Annotated in this window: 13 protein-coding genes; 8 read left to right on the top strand and 5 right to left on the bottom strand. The window is 70.9% G+C overall.

Features of this window, described 5'->3' with window-relative positions; translation table 11 throughout:
- Window positions 1–119: 119 nt before the first annotated feature.
- The 7 genes from MOPEL_RS15115 to MOPEL_RS15085 all read left to right on the top strand — a co-directional run bounded on the left by MOPEL_RS15115 (window position 120) and on the right by MOPEL_RS15085 (window position 8,581).
- Window positions 120–413, top strand: a complete 294-nt coding sequence (locus MOPEL_RS15115; protein WP_009483760.1) for a hypothetical protein — start codon at window positions 120–122, stop codon at window positions 411–413.
- Between the two features lie 2 nt (window positions 414–415).
- Entirely contained in the window at window positions 416–859 is a 444-nt protein-coding gene (locus tag MOPEL_RS17450) for a hypothetical protein (protein ID WP_009483759.1), read from the top strand.
- Entirely contained in the window at window positions 856–1,551 is a 696-nt protein-coding gene (gene mobA, locus MOPEL_RS16275; RefSeq protein ID WP_009483758.1) for a molybdenum cofactor guanylyltransferase, read from the top strand. The genes MOPEL_RS17450 and mobA overlap by 4 nt, the downstream gene beginning before the upstream one ends.
- A gap of 64 nt (window positions 1,552–1,615) precedes the next feature.
- Entirely contained in the window at window positions 1,616–2,593 is a 978-nt protein-coding gene (locus tag MOPEL_RS15100; protein WP_009483757.1) for an NAD(P)H-quinone oxidoreductase, read from the top strand.
- Window positions 2,594–2,731: 138 nt separating this feature from the next.
- Window positions 2,732–3,424, top strand: coding sequence for a peptide deformylase (gene def, locus MOPEL_RS15095; protein ID WP_141631390.1), 693 nt, complete (start codon window positions 2,732–2,734; stop codon window positions 3,422–3,424).
- Window positions 3,425–4,041: 617 nt separating this feature from the next.
- Complete coding sequence (locus tag MOPEL_RS15090; protein ID WP_009483755.1) at window positions 4,042–7,485, top strand: PPi-type phosphoenolpyruvate carboxykinase family protein; 3,444 nt, start codon at window positions 4,042–4,044, stop codon at window positions 7,483–7,485.
- 319 nt (window positions 7,486–7,804) lie between these two features.
- Complete coding sequence (locus MOPEL_RS15085; RefSeq protein WP_009483754.1) at window positions 7,805–8,581, top strand: hypothetical protein; 777 nt, start codon at window positions 7,805–7,807, stop codon at window positions 8,579–8,581.
- Here the strand turns inward: MOPEL_RS15085 and MOPEL_RS15080 are convergent.
- Window positions 8,490–9,890, bottom strand: a complete 1,401-nt coding sequence (locus MOPEL_RS15080) for an NAD-dependent malic enzyme (protein ID WP_009483753.1) — start codon at window positions 9,888–9,890, stop codon at window positions 8,490–8,492. The genes MOPEL_RS15085 and MOPEL_RS15080 overlap by 92 nt on opposite strands.
- Before the next feature lie 187 nt (window positions 9,891–10,077).
- Here MOPEL_RS15080 and ilvD point away from each other — a divergent pair, with 187 nt between their 5' ends.
- Window positions 10,078–11,931: a dihydroxy-acid dehydratase gene (gene ilvD / locus MOPEL_RS15075; protein ID WP_009483752.1), complete on the top strand. Its 1,854-nt coding sequence runs from the start codon at window positions 10,078–10,080 to the stop codon at window positions 11,929–11,931.
- A 105-nt stretch (window positions 11,932–12,036) separates the two neighbouring features.
- Here ilvD and MOPEL_RS15070 read toward each other — a convergent pair whose 3' ends face one another.
- The 4 genes from MOPEL_RS15070 to ppdK all read right to left on the bottom strand — a co-directional run bounded on the left by MOPEL_RS15070 (window position 12,037) and on the right by ppdK (window position 17,811).
- The gene (locus MOPEL_RS15070) at window positions 12,037–12,588 is read right to left on the bottom strand and encodes a GNAT family N-acetyltransferase (protein ID WP_040634930.1); all 552 of its coding nucleotides are present in this window, start codon (window positions 12,586–12,588) and stop codon (window positions 12,037–12,039) included.
- Between the two features lie 120 nt (window positions 12,589–12,708).
- Window positions 12,709–13,383 (bottom strand): SDR family NAD(P)-dependent oxidoreductase, encoded by a 675-nt coding sequence (locus MOPEL_RS15065; RefSeq protein WP_009483750.1) that lies wholly within the window; start codon window positions 13,381–13,383, stop codon window positions 12,709–12,711.
- Between the two features lie 212 nt (window positions 13,384–13,595).
- Entirely contained in the window at window positions 13,596–14,861 is a 1,266-nt protein-coding gene (locus MOPEL_RS15060; protein ID WP_040634928.1) for an Nramp family divalent metal transporter, read from the bottom strand.
- A gap of 247 nt (window positions 14,862–15,108) precedes the next feature.
- Window positions 15,109–17,811: a pyruvate, phosphate dikinase gene (gene ppdK / locus MOPEL_RS15055; protein WP_009483748.1), complete on the bottom strand. Its 2,703-nt coding sequence runs from the start codon at window positions 17,809–17,811 to the stop codon at window positions 15,109–15,111.
- Window positions 17,812–17,899 lie beyond the last annotated feature (88 nt).

The following is a 17,899-nucleotide window of genomic DNA, read 5'->3' as shown; positions in this document are numbered from 1 at the left end:
TCCGCCGGCCCTGCCCTCCTCGTGCCCTCCTGGTGCCCACGGCAGGGAACGTCCGGGGCCTGCACGGCGTTGTCATGGGCGAACGCCCACGCCTCGTGGGCCGCCCTCAGGAGGCAGACATGACTCCCCTCGACTCCTACCGCGTCCCGTCGGTCACGACTCTCGGTACCCCGCCGCCGCGCAAGTCGCTGCTGCTCTCGGCGCTGCTCACGTTCTTCCTCGGGCCGCTCGGCATGATCTACACGACGATCCCCGGGTTCCTCCTCATGTCGGTGCTCACGACGATCATCGGCGTCCTCACGCTCGGCCACGGCCTCGCCGTCATGTGGCCGTTGTGCATGATCTGGGGCGTCTGGGCCGGTCACCGTCGCAACGAGCGTGAGCGTCTGCTCGCCTCGGTGCGGGGTTGGTGACGATGACGGGTTATCAGGCCCCCATCCCGCCGTTCGGCGAACCGCACCCGGCCGCACCGCAGGACCGGGTCCGTACGGCCCCGCGCCCGACGCCGACCGTGCCGCCCGCCACGACGTCGCGGCAGCACGTCGTCCTGCCGCGACGCAAGTCCGTGCTGCTCGCCGGGACGCTCGCATTGTTCCTCGGCCCGGTCGGCCTCGCCTACGCGAGCCTCCCCGGCGCCGCGATCACCGCCGCACTCGTCCTGTTCGTGGGGTTGCCGGTGGCGCTCGTCTTCCCACCGTGGATGTACGTCGCGGCGCTCCTCGTCACGCCGGTCTGCGTCGTATGGGGCGTGTCGGCGGCGCTCGCCCACAACATGGGCCGTCAGGCGCTGCTCCTCACCGCCCGCGCCCCGCGCCCCGCGCCCCGCGCCCCGCGGCACAGTCCGGTTCAGATCCCGTGATCTCCACCCCGCCCGACGCCTCGGCCCCGCCCGACACCGCCGGGCCACAGGTGACGGCCGTCGTCCTCTGCGGCGGCACGTCCGCGCGGATGGGTGGGGGCGACAAGACCGCCAGCCCGCTCGGCGGGGGCAGCGTCCTCGAGGCCCTGCTCACCGACCTGCCGCGGGAGTGGAGTGTCGTCTGTGTGGGCGAGGAACGCCCGGTGTGCCGCGAGGTCGCGTGGGCACGCGAGCGGCCTGCGCTCGGCGGGCCCGTCGCGGGACTCGCGGCCGGACTGGTGCTCGTCGACACCCCGATCGTCGCCGTCCTCGCCGGGGACCAGCCGTTCGCCGCCGACGCCGCACGTCGCACCGTGGTGGCCCTCGTCGAGGCACCCGAGTCCGTCGACGGCGTCATGGCTGCCCAGACCGACGGCCGCGGCCAGCCCCTGCTCGCCGCCTACCGCACGGGCGCCCTCCGCGGGGTGATCCCCGCCGACCCGGCCGGCAGCGGCGTCCACCGCACCGTCGCCTCGCTGCGCCTCGCCCAGGTCGCCGTCGCCCCCTGCTCGACCCTCGACGTCGACACCCCCGACGACCTCGACCGCGCACGTCGGCTGCACGACGACCGCGCCATGGACGACGACGATGGCGCGGGACGACGCCCCGACGACCACGAACCGACCCTCGGCAGCACGGGTCGTGCCCGATAGGGTCGACGATCGGGTGAGCCCATCGATCCGTCAGTCCGCGCGAGTCGCGGCGGAAGGAGAAGCCATGAAGGCCGTCACCATTCCCGAACCCGGAGATCTCGACGCGCTCGTCGTGGCCGAGGTCGAGGACCCCACGCCGAAGCCGGGCGAGGTGCTCGTCGACGTCGTCGCCGCAGGCGTCAACCGCGCCGACCTGCTGCAGCGGCAGGGGCACTACGACCCGCCGCCCGGCTCCTCCCCCTACCCCGGCCTCGAGGTGAGCGGGCGCATCAGCGCACTGGGCGAGGGCATCGAGGGGTGGTCCGTCGGCGACGAGGTGTGCGCGCTGCTCGTCGGCGGCGGGTACGCCGAGAAGGTCGCCGTTCCCGCAGGGCAGCTCCTGCCGATCCCGGCGGGTGTCTCCCTCGTCGACGCCGCTGCCCTGCCCGAGGTGGCGAGCACCGTGTGGTCCAACGTCTTCATGACGTGCGGACTCGAGCGCGGCGAGACGCTCCTCGTCCACGGCGGCGGCAGCGGCATCGGCACGATGGCGATCCAGCTCGCCCACGCCCTCGGCGCGCGCGTCGCCGTCACCGCCGGGTCGCGTGAGAAGCTCGAGGCGTGCCGCGAGCTCGGCGCCGACATCCTCATCGACTACAAGGAACAGGACTTCGTCCAGGCGCTCAAGGACGCGACGGACGGCCACGGCGCCGACGTCATCCTCGACGTCATCGGCGCGAAGTACCTCCCCCGCAACGTCGACGCCCTCGCCACCGGCGGGCGCCTCGTCGTCATCGGCATGCAGGGCGGCGTCAAGGGCGAGCTCCACATCGGCAAGCTCCTCACGAAGCGCGGCGCCGTGCACGCGACCTCCCTGCGCGCCCGGCCGCTGGAGGAGAAGGCGGAGATCGTCGCCGCCGTCCGTAAGCACGTGTGGCCCCTCGTCGAGTCCGGCGAGGTCCGCCCCATCGTCCACACGACGCTGCCGCTGGCGGACGTCCGCGACGCGCACCGGATCCTCGACGAGTCCAGCCACATCGGCAAGGTGCTCCTCACGGTCTGACGCCCCACGACGGACGCCGCCCCCGCACCGCATCGGTGCGGGGGCGTCGTCGTCGCATCCGGTGACCGTCGCCGCCGGTGCACGGGAACGGCGGATGCGGTTTCCACCGGGCGGGCGGACTGCGCGATGATGGCCCGCATGTCGGCTTTCGGTGGTCTCGGTTCGTTCGTGCGTCGGCCCAAGTCGGAGCGTCCGGTCGTGGACCGGCGTCCGCGTCTCGACGGGGTGCCCGTCGACCGTCTGCCCGACATCCTGCCCGAGGTGAAGCGTGGCAAGCGTCGCCGGATCACCGTCATCGGCGAGGACGTGCTCCACCGCCCCACCCGCCCGGTCACGGAGTTCGGCACGAAGGAGCTGCGGGAGCTCGTCAACGACATGTTCGCGACGAACGCCGTGGCGAGCGGTGCGGGCCTCGCGGCGACGCAGGTCGGCGTCGACCTCGCCGTGTTCGTCTACGACTGCACCGACAAGTACGACGTGCGGCACGTCGGACACGTGTGCAACCCCGTCATCGAGGACCTCCCCGTCGACGTCGCCGGTCGACAGTCGGGCTGGGAGGGGTGCCTCTCGGTCCCCGGCGGCGGGTACGACCTCGCCCGCGCCGACTACGCCGTCGTCCGCGGCTTCGACCAGCGCGGCAACCCCCTGCGCCTCGAGGGCACCGGCCTCCTCGCCCGCTGCTTCCTCCATGAGACCGATCACCTCGACGGGATCCTCTACGTCGACCACCTCGGTGAGAAGGGCCGCAAGGTCGCCCTCGCCGAGATGGAGCAGTACAAGCAGGAGATCTGGGACGAGTGGGACGCCAAGGCGGCCGAGCTCGGCAAGTGACCGCACGGCGGCCCCACACCGGATCCGGTGTGGGGCCGAGTCATTCGCGCCACCGTATGCAACACCACCTCTGAGCAGGTCGTTCGTCTTGAATGCCCACCTGGACGGTCGATACAGTCGGTGCACCGACGCGGTCCTGGGGAGGACCGCGGAGGACGTCCGACGTCGACCACGGGGGCGTGGCCGGAGCGATGACGCCGTGGGGACGGCACCGTCGCGGACGAAGGGAACGGCCGTGGGGACGGCCGCCGCGGGTGTCATGGGGAGGACGCGGTCGGCCGGGGACGACGCACAGGCGCACGGACGCCGCAGGTGACGGACGTGGGACGACCCTCGGGGGAGGAGTCGCCCACGTCCGTCGCCCGTCCGCCGCTCACCGCCACTCGGGTGACGCACCCGACCGGCCCACCTCGTCGGCACCGCGCCGGGACCGAAGCGCACCCGGTCGATAGCATGGTCGTGAAGCCAGATGCCGGTCACCGGGATCGGCCCGGCACACCCGGGTCGGCGCCTCCCGCACCAACCGATCCCGAGCCCCGGCACGGACCGACGCACTGGCGTGTCTGCAGGGGCGGGGGCCAGGACCACCACGTCTGCGGCGCGCAGGAGGGTGACTCATGGCCACGTCCACCACCGACCCCGACGCCTCGACGCCGCAGGACCCGCGACCGGGCGACACCGCCTCGGCCGTCCCGGAGTCCCGCCGGGTCGCCATCGATCTGCGACTCGCGCAGGCCGGGTACCCCACGCCCGGGTTCGACGACACCGACACCGGTCGCCTCATGCGTCCGATCCTCGCCCGCGAGCGGGAACTCAACCGTCGTCTCTCCGAACGGCTCTGCGCCACCGATGGCCGCATCCAGTCCTGGCTCGACGACTACCTCGCCGACACCGGCGTCACCCCCGGCCTCCCCCGCCGGACGCTCATCCTCGACGAGCCCGGTCTCGCCCGCGAGCTCTCCCTGCCGCACGACGGCGACACGTTCACCTCGCCGCTGCTGAGTTCCTACCGCCTCGCCAACGGCGTGCTCCACAACCCGGCGAACGACCGCCGCACCACGGCGGGCGTGTTCCACATCGCCGAGGGTGGGCTGCCCATCCCCGACGACAAGATCGCCGTGCCCAAGCCCGTGTTCGCGCGACTCCTCGAGCTCGCCTTCCGCCCGCCCGAGGCCGACCTGCTCCTCCCCTACACGGGCAACCAGGACGAGGGCATCGGCTGCTTCGTGTCGCTGCTGCTCCGCCCCCTCGTCGCCCCCGAGGTGCCCGGCTGGGTGCCGGAGAAGCGCATGGAGACGCGGTTCGTCGTCCCCGGCGGCCTCGTCGCGAACCTCGACTTCGTCGAGGGCATCTTCGGCAACGCCGGCGACCCGCACCTGCCCGAGAACGACGCCTCCCTCGCGCCCGCCACGTGGACCGGGCACACGGGCCTCGTCGTCCTCGCGCCCCACCTCACCTCGCTGACGAAGAAGGAACTCGGCCTCCCCCACACGAGCGAGGCCACCGAACGTCAGCGCCGCGACGGCATGTGCTGGGACACCGAGGACGAGCGCTACAACGGCGGGCAGGCCTTCAAGGTGTGCGCCCGCGACGAGCGCGGCGTCATCGTCACGGTCATCGCCGACAACTACTTCGGCTACTGCAAGAAGGAGGTCAAGTCGCAGATCTCCTACTCGGCCAACCTCTTCGGCAACGCCGAGGAGGAGCACGCCGGCGGCGCGCTCGTCTACGCCGCGTACGACCTCGGCCGGCGGTACCACGAGAAGTCCTGCGGCGACGACTACACCCTCGCGGAGGTCCTCGCCCGCGACCCCGACCGATTCCGTCGCGCCGCCGAGGGGCACGCGGTCGACACGCAGCTGCCGAACGTCGTCCTCGTGCCCGCGAACACGCACTACTCGCTGCGCGACCTCTCCGCGACGTGGACCAACCCCAACGGCTCCGAGGGGTCGATCCGCCTGCGCGCCGACCGGATCTACATGAGCCCCAACGGATACCGCGTCCAGATGGTCCAGTCGACGTCCGACCGCACCCACTGGACCCTCGTCGGCACCGCCCCCGCCGTCACGTCGTGCCACAAGCCCGCGACGGTCTCCGGCGGCGGCAAGTCCGAGATCTCCAAGGCGATCACCGACGCGATCATCGGCGGCGACGCCTACGCGCCCGACATCGACGCCGACCTCGACGAGGTCGCCCGCATCGTCGGCGGCGACTACTCCGACCGGTTCCTCGACCCGGAGCGCCGCACCGACCACCGCCCGATCCTCGCGGAGTCCCGCTCGATCGGGTCGGTCATCAAGCTCCTCACCCCGTCCGAGGACTACACGCCCGAGTACAACGCGTGGCTCGAGTCCATCCCGGCCCACATCCGCGAACTCGTCTACGTCGTCAAGCGGTTCCACCGGCCCGAGTGGGGCGAGGACTGGCGCGGCCACTTCACCGTCGGCGTCATCAACGGCCGCAAGGGCAACAACCTCCGCGTCGACGACGGCAAGATCACCGTCAACATGCTCCGCGTCGGCTTCGAGCAGGACGGCTCGTGGCGCCTGTTCGGGCTGCGTCACGACTTCCACCCGGCCGTCAAGGTGCAGACCGAGGACGACATCACCGCCTCCACCGTCGTCCCCGGCACCCTCCTCGGTCGCGACCCGAACCGCTCGTACAAGCTCGTCGAGAACTGCGAACAGCTCCTCTTCCAGCGTCCCGACGAGGCGATCAACCGCGGTTACGACAAGCAGACGGAACGCGACCTCACCCGGCCCGACACGTTCCTCTCGAACTTCGAGCCGCTCACCCGTGGGGACGTCACCGAGCTCCGCGAGGACGCGGTGAACTTCTCCTTCTTCACCGACCCGATGAGCACGATGCTCGCCCGGTTCGCCGACTCGACGAGCGGCCCCTCGTTCGTCGTGAGCTCGGCCCACCCCCGCCTCGTCGGCGGCAAGCGGAGCAAGAACCCGCGCTACCTGCAGCAGCGTCCCGACCGCACCGACGCCATCGGCACGGCCGTCGCCGACCTCGCCTCCCACCTGTGGGACCGCCGCCCCACGACGGAGGAGCTGCCGCTGCCCGTCGACGTCGTCGCCGCCGGACGCCGCAACAACCCGCCCGAGCCGGGCGTGCCGCCGCTGTGCGCGTACAACCCTCTCCACTACATGGAGCCGCCCGAGCTGCTCGCAGAGTTCATCTCCTCGATGACCGGCAAGTCCCCCTCGACCACCGGCGCCGGCTCCGAGGGCGCGATGACGAAGGGCCCGTTCAACCCGCTGCCCGCCGTCCTCGACCTCAACGCGGCCCTGCTGTCGTTCGCTCTCGGCACGTACGACGGGTGGCTGTCGGCCGCCGGCTACGTCGGCCCGCACATGCGCATCGACCACGACTTCTCCCTCCTCGTGCCCGAGGTGTTCAGCCGCATGACCCCGGAGGAGCGCGACGCCCGGCGCCTCGTCGAACAGGGCTGCCTCGAGAAGCTCGAGGACTTCGAGTACGAGGGCCGCACGATCCTCGCGAGCCGCCTCGGCTACCGCATGACGCAGGCGTTCGCCCGCACGTACTTCGGGCGGATCTTCCTCCACCCGCACGTCGTGTTCCCGCCCGAGATGCTCCAGCCGGAACTGCAGGACCCGGTCGTGTTCGCCGAGTCCGTCGACGTCATCGTCACGACGCACAAGCGCGTCGCGCAGGCGTACATCGACGACGGCACGATCTCCCTCGCCGTCCCGCCGCTGCGGGCACTGCTCGAGATCATGGCGAACGGCACCTCCGCCGAGGGATGGACGCTCCAGAGCCCCGAGTTTCGCGAGCTGTTCACCCGCGAGTCGATCCTCGCCGCCGACTGGTACGCCGAGCGCCTCCACTCCAAGGCGCAGGCCGCCGCCGACCGCGCCGCCGCCGGACGGGCCGCCCTCGAGGAGTTCGCGGCGACGCCCGGCAACGAGGAGTCCGCGGCCCGCCTCGACATCGACTCCCGCATCGTGGCCGCCCGCGCCGAGGTCGAGAAGTTCACGAGCGAGCAATGGCGCCACAACCTCGTCGGCACCGTGGGGCGCCAGCCCCTCTGAGCCGCCGAGCATCGGCCGCCCCACGCAGGCGCCGGTTCCCCATGAGGGAGCCGGCGCCTGCCGCGCGTCCGGGGCACGTGGGCACGCCGGGGAAACCCGTGGCGGCAGGACTCACGATCCGTCGACGTGGGCGTCCACCTCGCCGTCGACGTCGCCGCGCGGGTGGGCGGTACGACGCCGTCCACAGGTGGCCGTCCGCGTGCCCCCACCGCCGTCGTCCGCCGTGCGAGCGTGGCCGCGCCCGTCCACCACCCGCAGCCCGCAGGTCCGAGGTCACGACCACGCCCGGGGACTGCCGAATCGAACCCCCGAGGTCGCCATGCGCCGTCGTCCTGCCCCCATTCGCCCCCACCCGCCCTCCGCGGCGGACGACGGGCCCCTCGTCACCCCCGCGTCACGCGACCGCTTCGCCGTCACCCCCGCCACCACCGCGCTCACGTCGTCCGCACCCGCGATCACGTTCTTCGTCCTCGCGTGGGTGTGGTTCGGGCGGTGTCTCGTCACGGGTCAGGAGGGCTGGATGGTCCTGCTCCTCGCGATCTGGGGGTGGCCGGTCGCGCTGCTGGCCTTCCTACCGCACGTCCTCGGTCGGCTGCGGCGCACGACCTCCGGCGACCGCTGCCCCATGAACTGCGCGGAGGTCGTGGCCCAGGTGGCGGCATGGGTGGGACTCGTCGTCATCGGCGCGTGCATCGTCGAGTTCGGGGACGTGCCCGACTCCGGCTCCTCGGTCCTCACCCACCTCGCCGGTCTGGACCCGGAGGCGCCGATCCGCGCGACCGTGCTCCGGGCGGCGTGCGTCGCCGTCGTCGTCTCCTGGTGTGCGCAACTCCTCCTCGTGGGGACACCCCCCCACCCGACCCCGCCCTCGCCTCGGGCCACGGGCGACTCGCCGTCGGGGCCGGGGCCGAATCCCGGCGCGAACGACGACGGAGGCGGTGAGCGCCGCTCCTTTGCACCCACCGCCTCCGTCACCCCCGGGGACGCCCCGTCTCAGGTCCTGCTCAACGGCAGACACCGTCCTCGACCGCCGCGGCCCGCACGGCCTCGGCGACGGCGGGGGCGACACGGTGGTCGAACGCCGTCGGCACGATGAACTGCGGGTGGAGGTCGTCGCCGACGACGCCCGCGATCGCGCGGGCCGCGGCGAGCTTCATGTTCTCCGTGATCGTCGTCGCCCGCGCGTCGAGAGCGCCACGGAAGATGCCGGGGAACGCGAGCACGTTGTTGATCTGGTTGGGGAAGTCGCTGCGGCCCGTCGCGATGACGGCGGCGATGTCCTTGATGAGCTCCGGGCGGATCTCCGGGTCGGGGTTCGCCATCGCGAAGACGATCGGCTCCGACGCCATGCTCCGCACGTCCTCGACGGTGAGCAGATCGGGCCCGGCAAGGCCGAGGAACACGTCGGCGTCCTCGATGACCTCGGTGATCGTGCCGGCGAGCAGCTCGGGGTTCGTGTTCTCGGCGAACCACTGCTTGCTCGAGTTGAGGTCGTCACGCCCGGTGTGCACCGCGCCGTGGCGGTCGACACCGATGAGGTTGGTGACGCCCGCGTTCAGGAGCATCTTGCTCACCGCGACGCCCGCGGCGCCGACACCCGCGACGACGACCTTGAGGTCCTCGTGCTTCTTGCCGACGATCTTGAGCGCGTTCTCCAGGCCGGCGACGGTGACGATCGCCGTGCCGTGCTGGTCGTCGTGGAACACGGGGATGTCGAGGGCCTCGGTGAGCCGCTCCTCGATCTCGAACGCGCGCGGCGCGGAGATGTCCTCGAGGTTGATGCCACCGAACGTGGGCGCGAGGGCCGTGACGATCGAGACGATCTCGTCGGGGTCCTTCGTGTCGAGGCAGATGGGGAACGCGTCGACGCCGCCGAACCGCTTGAACAGCTGCGCCTTGCCCTCCATGACCGGCATCGCGGCCTCCGGGCCGATATCGCCGAGGCCGAGCACGGCCGTGCCGTCGGAGACGACGGCGACGGTGTTCTGGCGGATCGTGTAGTCGAACGACTTGATCGGGTCCTCCGCGATCGTCGTGCACACGCGGGCCACGCCGGGGCTGTACGCCATCGCGAGGACGTTCATCGAGTCGACCTTGATGTCGGAAGTCACCTGGATCTTGCCGCCCTCGTGCAGGGCGTGCGTGCGGTCCTCCCACTCGATGATCTCGACACCGTCGAGGGCCTCGACCGCACGCAGCACCTCCTGCTGGTGGTCGACGTTCGCGCAGTAGACGATGACGTCCTCCTCGAGGTACGCCGTGCGCACGGTGAACCCCTCGAGGGCGTTGATGTTGCCGCCGGCCTCGCCGATGGCGACGGCCAACCGACCGAGCGCGCCGGGGCGGTCGGCGAGGCGGACACGGATACGGATGGAGTAGGCCGGGCTCGGCGTCTTCGATGACATGGCGCCGACATTAGCTGCGCGGCCCCCGTTGCGGCGGAGCGCGGAACGGGATGTGCGCTACGTCTCGTTCGTCCCACATACCGAAATCGTCATCCGGCACCTGGACCCCCGGCGCGGATCACCGTGTCCGCCGCGGGATCATGGACGTCACGGCCGCACCCGACCCACCCCCACCACGGAGGCAGACATGCCCATTCTCCGATCCGCGACGAGCACCTCCGGACGCACGATGGCCGGTGCCCGCGCCCTCTGGCGGGCGACGGGCATGACGGACTCCGACTTCGGCAAGCCGATCGTCGCCGTCGCCAACAGCTTCACGCAGTTCGTGCCCGGCCACGTCCACCTGCGCGACGTCGGCCGCATCGTCGCCGAGCAGATCGAGGCCGCCGGCGGAGTCGCCAAGGAGTTCAACACGATCGCCGTCGACGACGGCATCGCGATGGGTCACGACGGGATGCTGTACTCCCTGCCCAGCCGCGACCTCATCGCCGACTCCGTCGAGTACATGGTCAACGCCCACACGGCCGACGCGCTCGTGTGCATCTCCAACTGCGACAAGATCACCCCCGGCATGCTCATGGCGGCGCTGCGCCTGAACATCCCGACGATCTTCGTCTCCGGCGGCCCCATGGAGGCCGGCAAGATCACCGTCGCCGACGGCACGCGCTCCCTCGACCTCATCGACGCGATGATCGCGGGCGGCGACGACACGGTCCCTGACTCCGAGGTCGACGCCCTCGAGAACGCCGCCTGCCCCACGTGCGGCTCGTGCTCGGGCATGTTCACCGCGAACTCGATGAACTGCCTCACCGAGGCCCTCGGCCTCTCCCTGCCGGGCAACGGATCACTGCTCGCGACGCACTCCGACCGACGCGGTCTCTTCGAGCAGGCCGGGCGGCGCATCGTCGAACTCGCCACGGCGTACTACCAGGACGACGACGCCTCGGTGCTGCCCCGCGGCATCGCGACGCGCACCGCGTTCGAGAACGCCATGGCCCTCGACATCGCCATGGGCGGCTCCTCCAACACGGTGCTCCACCTGCTAGCCGCCGCGCAGGAGGCCGAGGTCGACTTCACGATGGCCGACATCGACCGCCTCTCCCGCCGGGTCCCCCACCTGTGCAAGGTCGCTCCCGCCACCGCCGAGTACCACATGGAGGACGTGCACCGGGCGGGCGGCGTGCTCGGCATCATGGCCGAGCTGCTGCGCGGGAAGCTCATCGACGGCAGCACCGCCACCGTCACCGGCGGCAAGCTCGCCGACGTCATCGCCGCCCACGACATCACCGACCAGGGGTCGGCGGGCGAGGACGTGCGGCAGATGTTCGCCGCCGCACCGGGTGGCGTGCGCACGACCGAACCCTTCTCCCAGTCGTCCCGCTGGAAGAGCCTCGACGTCGATCGCGAGAACGGGTGCATCCGCACCGTCGAGAATGCGTTCTCCGCCGACGGCGGCATCGCCGTGCTGTACGGCAACATCGCCGAGGACGGATGCATCGTCAAGACAGCGGGCGTCGACGAGTCGATCCTCCGGTTCACGGGGCGTGCCGTCGTCTTCGAGTCCCAGGACGACGCCTGCCAGGGCATCCTCGGTGGCGACGTGAAGGAAGGCGATGTCGTCGTCATCCGGTACGAGGGCCCCAAGGGCGGACCGGGTATGCAGGAGATGCTGTACCCGACGACGTTCCTCAAGTCGAAGCACCTCGGCAAGGCGTGCGCGCTCCTCACCGACGGGCGGTTCTCCGGCGGCACGAGCGGCCTCTCGATCGGCCACGCCTCCCCCGAGGCCGCCTCCGGCGGTGCCATCGGGCTCGTCGAGAACGGTGACGCGATCGAGATCGACATCCCGAACCGCCGCATCCACCTCGCCGTCGACGACGCCGAACTCGCCCGCCGCCGCGAGGCTGAGGAGGCCCGCGGCGCCGACGCGTGGACTCCGCACGCCCCCCGCCCGCGCCGCGTCACCACCGCCCTCAAGGCCTACGCCCTCCTCGCGACGAGCGCCGACAAGGGCGCCGTCCGCGACGTGAGCAAGCTCTGAGGCCTCCGGCCCGACCCGACCTCGCCCGAGAACGCAGCCGAGGACGTCGACAGGTGGTCGTGGGAGCGACCACCTCGCCGCATCCTCGGCTGCGACCTCGTGGGTTCAGCCGATCGGGAGGTCGTCCCAGACGAGGGGCGTGATGGTGCCGGTCTCCCAGTCGCGGCGGAGGATCGCGTAGGCGACGGAGGCCAGGGACGCGCCGCCCTCGACGGGCCATGCCTCGCGGTAGTGGGCCTCCTTGACGAACCCGCATCGCCGCATGAGGACGCGCATCGCGACGTTGTCCTCGCGGGTCTGGCCCTCGAACCGGTCGACGTCGGGCAGGGTCGTGAAGACGTGTCGGGTCACCGTGCCCAGGACCTCCTCGCCGAGTCCGCGCCCTCGGAACTCGGTGGCGAGCCGCAGGTCGAACAGGGGCGCGCCGTCGCTGAGGTCCTCGAGGCGGACGACGCCGAGGCGTCCGTACTCGTCGTGGTCGATCCAGAACGTGTCGTGGTCCTCGTCGTGGAAGGCCCCGTCGTCGATCGCCGCGTCCACCTGCTCGCGGGTACGACGGGTGCCGACGTGGAACGGCCATTCGTGCGTGGTCATGAACGCGACGAGGGCCTCCCGGTCGGCGCCGGCGGGGTCGAGTCTCACGAGCGTCACGGCCATGCGGCCCAGCGTACGCACCGGGGCCGCGCAGGCTGAGGGTGAGGAGGCGGTGAGGAGGCCGCTCCCTTCGCGTGGCCGGCTCCCTCGATCATCCTCCCCTGCGGCCCGGCGATCCGGCGCTCAGGGGACGGCGGGGGCAGGGCTCGTCGTCCAGCCGGGTCGGGCGGCGCCGTCGCGCTCGCGGAGCATGCGCTGTTGGACGCGCCGGCCCTGCACGACGAGCAGCGGCGCGAGGGCGAGGAACGCCCGGGGGAGAATGTCGCCGACGCGGAGAAGGGGTTCGCGCCACCAGGGGAACACGGTCACGGGACGCGGACGGTCGAGGATGCGCTCGAAGACCCGCGCCACCTCCCCGGGCTGCAGCAGTCGCCCGGAGGAGGACAGGGCGCTGCCCGGGTCGTCGAGCTCGTCATGCAGCATCGGGGTCCAGATGCCGTCCGGGCACAGGCAGGAGATGTCGATGTCGTGGATGCCTGCCTGCCGCAGATCCCCGAGGGTGCTGAGACTGAATCCGATGGCCGCGTGCTTGGACGCGGCGTAGACCGCCTCGCCCGTGACGGCCGTGATGCCCGCCAGTGACACGGTGGTGACGATGTGCCCGCCGCCGGTGTGCCGCATCGCGTCGATCGCGGCGACGGTGCCGTTGACGACGCCGCGGCCGTTGACGTCGAGCATGAAGTCACGCGTCGCCGCGTCCTGCTCCCATGCCGGGCCCGTGTGCAACACCCCGGTGTTGTTGACCCACACCGCGAGCCGACCCGCGCGGGCGACGATGTCGGCACACGCAGCCTCCACGTCGGGCGCACCATCGATGTGGAGGCTGCGTGTGCCCGCGGTTCACGAGCACCTCGGCGAGGAGTGCGCCCAGTCCACGCCCCGCTCCCGTGACCACTGCGCCACTCATCGGCATCTCCCCGATCGGTCGTCGGCGACGTGCGGAGGGAGAACGCACCGGGGGTGGTCCGCGACGTCGCCCTCGCGCGGGGGCGACGGGGACGGGTCGGGCCTCACCCGCCGACCGCCTTGCTGAACTCGGTGACGGCGAGGGCGACGAAGGCGAGGGCCACGAGCCCCATGAGGACGTTGGAGACCGGGCCGTTGCGCCACTCGCGCGGGACGCGGTCGGTGTTGAGGATCCACAACAGCGTGATGGCGAGGAACGGCATGAAGAACGCGCCGAGCACGCCGTAGACGAGGATGAGCTCGCCCGGTTTGGACCCGAACATCATCACCATCGGCGGGAACGTCAACCACAGGATGTAGAGCTTGTAGAAGCGACCGCCGGCGCGGCGGTCGGGGTGGTCCTGCGGACGCTTGAACAGCATCCCCGCGAAGTCGGCGAACATGAGCGAGACGCCGTTCCACACACCGATGAGCGAACTCATGGCCGCGGCCCAGAACCCGACGAGGAAGACCTTCCCCACCCACGGGCCGTACCGGTCGGCGAGGACGGTCGAGAGGTCGAGGAGCCCCTTGTCGCCGGTGCTCACGGCGATCCCGGCCGAGTAGAGCAGCTCGGCGCCGACGATGAGGGTGGAGAGCACGAAGATGCCGGTGACGACGTAGGCAGTCGTGTTGTCGAGCCGCATGACCCGCATGTGGCCGGGAGTGTCCCAGCTCTTCTCGCGCAGCCAATAGCCGTACGCGGCGAGGGTGATCGTGCCGCCGACGCCGCCTGCGAGTGCGAGGACGTTGACGAGCCCGCCCTCGGGGATCCACGGCACGAGGCCGGTGAGGAGTTCGGGGATGTTCGGCAGCGTCAGCAGCGCAGCGCCGACCATGCTGACGAACATCACGCCGACGAGGGCCGCGCACACCTTCTCGAAGATCGCGTACCGGCCCCACCACACCAGCGCGAGGCCCGCGAGCCCGGAGAGGATTCCCCACCACGTGACGCTGAGCTGCGGGAACAGCGAATGCAAGGGCAACCCGGTGCCCGCCATCGCCGCGGCGCCGTAGACGAAGCCCCAGATGACGATGTAGGGCCCGAAGTAGAGGTAGGGCCACCAGCCGAGGCTGGACCAGCCTTGGAAGATCGTCTTGCCCGTGGCGAGGCTGAACCGCCCCGCGCCCTCGACGAGGACGATCTTCATCACGCATCCGACGACCACACACCACAACAGCCCGTAGCCGAACTTGCTGCCGGCGATGAGCGTGGCCACGAGGTCCACGGCGCCGACACCCGTGGCGGCGACGACGAGACCGGGCCCGATGATGCTCCAACCCTGGCGGGGCACCGGGGCGGACTGGTCCTGGGCAGCGTCGGTGGCCATGCCGGGTAGTGAATCACGGGTGGGCGGCGATCCCGCGCGCACACCGTCCTCGATGCACCGCGACTTCCGGCGGTGCACCTCCCGTCGGCGGTGCACCACACAGCGACGCGGTGCACGGTCGGAGTTCGCGGCACCCGGCGTCGCCTGGGGGCACCCTGCGACGTCGACCGCGTTCCCGTCGGCGGGCGGACGACGGCGGGGCCGGGAGCGTGTGCTCCCGGCCCCGCCGTCTGTCCGAACCGCAGGATCAGCGGAAGTCGCTGCCCTCCGCGTCGTTGGAGGCGCGGCCGGCCTCGAGCCTGGCCACCGGCACGCGGAACGGGCTGCAGGAGACGTAGTCGAGCCCGACCTCGTGGAAGAAGTGCACCGAGGCGGGGTCGCCACCGTGCTCACCGCAGACACCGAGGTGGATGTCGGGACGGGTCTCGCGACCGGCCTTGGCGGCCATCTCGACCATCGCGCCGACGCCGACGACGTCGAGCGTCTCGAACGGGGAGACGCCGAAGATGCCCCGCTCGATGTAGCGGCTGAAGAACGCGCCCTCGACGTCGTCACGGCTGAAGCCCCACGTCGTCTGGGTGAGGTCGTTCGTGCCGAAGGAGAAGAACTCGGCCGACTCAGCGATCTGGCCGGCGGTGACGGCCGCACGCGGCAGCTCGATCATCGTGCCGATCGGGGTGTCGCGCAGGTCGACACCGGTGGCCTCGCTGACCTCGTCGGCGACCGTGCGGATCGCGTCCTTCATGATCTCGAGCTCCTGCACGGCGGCCACGAGCGGGATCATGATCTCCGGCTTGGGGTCGCCACCGGCCTTGCGACGCTCGGCGGCGGCCTCGAGGATCGCCTTGGCCTGCATCTCGAAGAGGCCCGGGATGACGATGCCGAGGCGCACACCACGCAGACCCAGCATCGGGTTCTGCTCGGCCATGCGCTCGACGGCCGCCATGATCTTCTTCTGGTCGTCGGTGATGTCGGTGCCCTTGGCCCTCGCGACGGCCATCTGGGAGGCCATCTCGATCTGGCTGGGCAGGAACTCGTGGAGCGGCGGGTCGAGCAGACGCACCGTGACGGGCAGGCCGTCCATCGCCTCGAGGATCTCGACGAAGTCGCCCTTCTGCAGCGGGGCGAGCGCGTCGAGCGCGGCCTTCTTCTCCTCGACCGTCTCGGCGAGGATGAGCTTCTCGACGAACGGGCGGCGGTCGCCGAGGAACATGTGCTCCGTGCGGCAGAGGCCGATGCCCTGCGCGCCGAAGCGGCGGGCGCGGGCCGCATCGTCGCCGGTGTCGGCGTTGGCGCGGACCTTGAGGCGACGCTTGGCGTCGGCGATCGTCATGATGCGGTGCACCGCGTGGACGAGCTCGTCGCCGTCGATCTCCTCCTGGCCGAGCTTGCCCTCGAAGTACTTGACGACGGGTGGGTCGACGACAGGCACCTCACCCTTGAAGACCTCACCGGTGGTGCCGTTGATCGACACGACGTCGCCGGCCTTCATGACGGTGCCGTCGGGCAGCGTCATCGTCTCGGCGGCCACGTCGATGCCGAGCTCCTCGGCGCCGCAGACGCAGGTCTTGCCCATGCCGCGGGCGACGACGGCGGCGTGGGAGGTCTTGCCGCCGCGGCTCGTGAGGATGCCCTGCGCGGCGATCATGCCGACGAGGTCGTCGGGGTTGGTCTCGCGGCGGGCGAGGATGACCTTCTCGCCCTTCTCGGCGAGCTCGGCGGCCTTGGGCGAGGAGAAGCACAGCGCGCCGACGGCGGCACCCGGGGAGGCGTTCATGCCCTGCCCGATCTTCTCCTTCTTCGCCTTCTCGTCGAAGCGCGGGAACATGAGCTGGACGAGCTGGTCGCCGTTGACGCGGGAGAGGGCCTCCTCCTCGCTGATGGCGCCCTCGTCGACGAGCTGGCAGGCGATCTTGAAGGCGGCCTCGGCGGTGCGCTTGCCGACGCGGGTCTGCAGCATCCAGAGCTTCTTGTTCTGGACGGTGAACTCGATGTCGCAGAGGTCCTTGTAGTGGTCCTCGAGCTTGCTCATGATGCCCATGAGCTCGTCGTAGGCGTTCTTGTCGACGCCCTCCATGTCGGCGAGGCTCATCGTGTTGCGGATGCCGGCGACGACGTCCTCGCCCTGCGCGTTCTGCAGGTAGTCGCCGTAGACGCCCTGGCTGCCGGAGGCGGGGTCGCGGGTGAACGCGACGCCGGTGCCGGAGTCCATGCCGAGGTTGCCGAACACCATGGTGCAGACGTTGACGGCGGTGCCGAGGTCGGCGGGGATGCGCTCCTGGCGGCGGTAGAGGATCGCGCGCTCGGAGTTCCACGAGCGGAACACGGCGCGCATGGCCTCGAGCAGCTGCTCCTTGGGCTCCTGCGGGAACGGCTTGCCCGTCTCGTCCGCGATGATCTGCTTGAACTTCTCGACGATCTTCTTGAGGTCCTCGACGTCGAGGTCGAGGTCGTTCTTCGTGCCCTTGGCGTCCTTGGCCTCGTCGAGGACGTCCTCGAACTTCTCGCCGTCGATGTCGAGCACGGTCTTGCCGAACATCTGGAGGAGGCGGCGGTAGGAGTCGTAGGCGAACCGGGGGTTCTCGGTGACCGTGGCGAGGCCTTCGACGCTCTCGTCGTTGAGGCCGATGTTGAGGACGGTCTCCATCATGCCGGGCATGGAGAACTTGGCACCGGAGCGTACGGAGACGAGCAGCGGGTCGCTCGGGTCACCGAGCTTCTTGCCGATCTCGTCCTCGATCTTGGCGACGTGCTCGTCGATCTGCTGCGCCAGCTCCTCGGGCTCGCTGCCCTTCTCGAGGTAGGCCTTGCAGGCCTCGGTGGTGATCGTGAAGCTCGGCGGGACGGGCAGCCCCATGTTGTGCATCTCCGCGAGGTTCGCCCCCTTGCCTCCGAGGAGATCCTTGAGGTCGCGGTTGCCCTCCGAGAGGGCGTAGACGAACTTGGTCATGGGGTGGTGCCTCCCAGTACGACTTCGGACAGGAATATGACGTCAGCCTAGACGTGCACCCTGGTCGCCGGAGGGTCGTTGGTCCGAT

It is taken from the genome of Mobilicoccus pelagius NBRC 104925 (assembly GCF_000247995.1).
GTDB classification, from domain to species: Bacteria; Actinomycetota; Actinomycetes; order Actinomycetales; family Dermatophilaceae; genus Mobilicoccus; species Mobilicoccus pelagius.
This window is presented reverse-complemented; position numbering and strand designations above follow the sequence as displayed.

Bases quoted from the DNA above. Each gene is read 5' to 3' on its own strand.
- MOPEL_RS15070 (WP_040634930.1), bottom strand. From the start codon at position 12,588: ATGGCCGTGACGCTCGTGAGACTCGACCCCGCCGGCGCCGACCGGGAG.
- MOPEL_RS15080 (WP_009483753.1), bottom strand. From the start codon at position 9,890: ATGTCATCGAAGACGCCGAGCCCGGCCTACTCCATCCGTATCCGTGTC.
- MOPEL_RS15100 (WP_009483757.1), top strand. From the start codon at position 1,616: ATGAAGGCCGTCACCATTCCCGAACCCGGAGATCTCGACGCGCTCGTC.
- MOPEL_RS17450 (WP_009483759.1), top strand. From the start codon at position 416: ATGACGGGTTATCAGGCCCCCATCCCGCCGTTCGGCGAACCGCACCCG.
- MOPEL_RS15115 (WP_009483760.1), top strand. From the start codon at position 120: ATGACTCCCCTCGACTCCTACCGCGTCCCGTCGGTCACGACTCTCGGT.
- MOPEL_RS15060 (WP_040634928.1), bottom strand. From the start codon at position 14,861: ATGGCCACCGACGCTGCCCAGGACCAGTCCGCCCCGGTGCCCCGCCAG.
- ilvD (WP_009483752.1), top strand. From the start codon at position 10,078: ATGCCCATTCTCCGATCCGCGACGAGCACCTCCGGACGCACGATGGCC.
- def (WP_141631390.1), top strand. From the start codon at position 2,732: ATGTCGGCTTTCGGTGGTCTCGGTTCGTTCGTGCGTCGGCCCAAGTCG.
- MOPEL_RS15085 (WP_009483754.1), top strand. From the start codon at position 7,805: ATGCGCCGTCGTCCTGCCCCCATTCGCCCCCACCCGCCCTCCGCGGCG.
- ppdK (WP_009483748.1), bottom strand. From the start codon at position 17,811: ATGACCAAGTTCGTCTACGCCCTCTCGGAGGGCAACCGCGACCTCAAG.
- MOPEL_RS15090 (WP_009483755.1), top strand. From the start codon at position 4,042: ATGGCCACGTCCACCACCGACCCCGACGCCTCGACGCCGCAGGACCCG.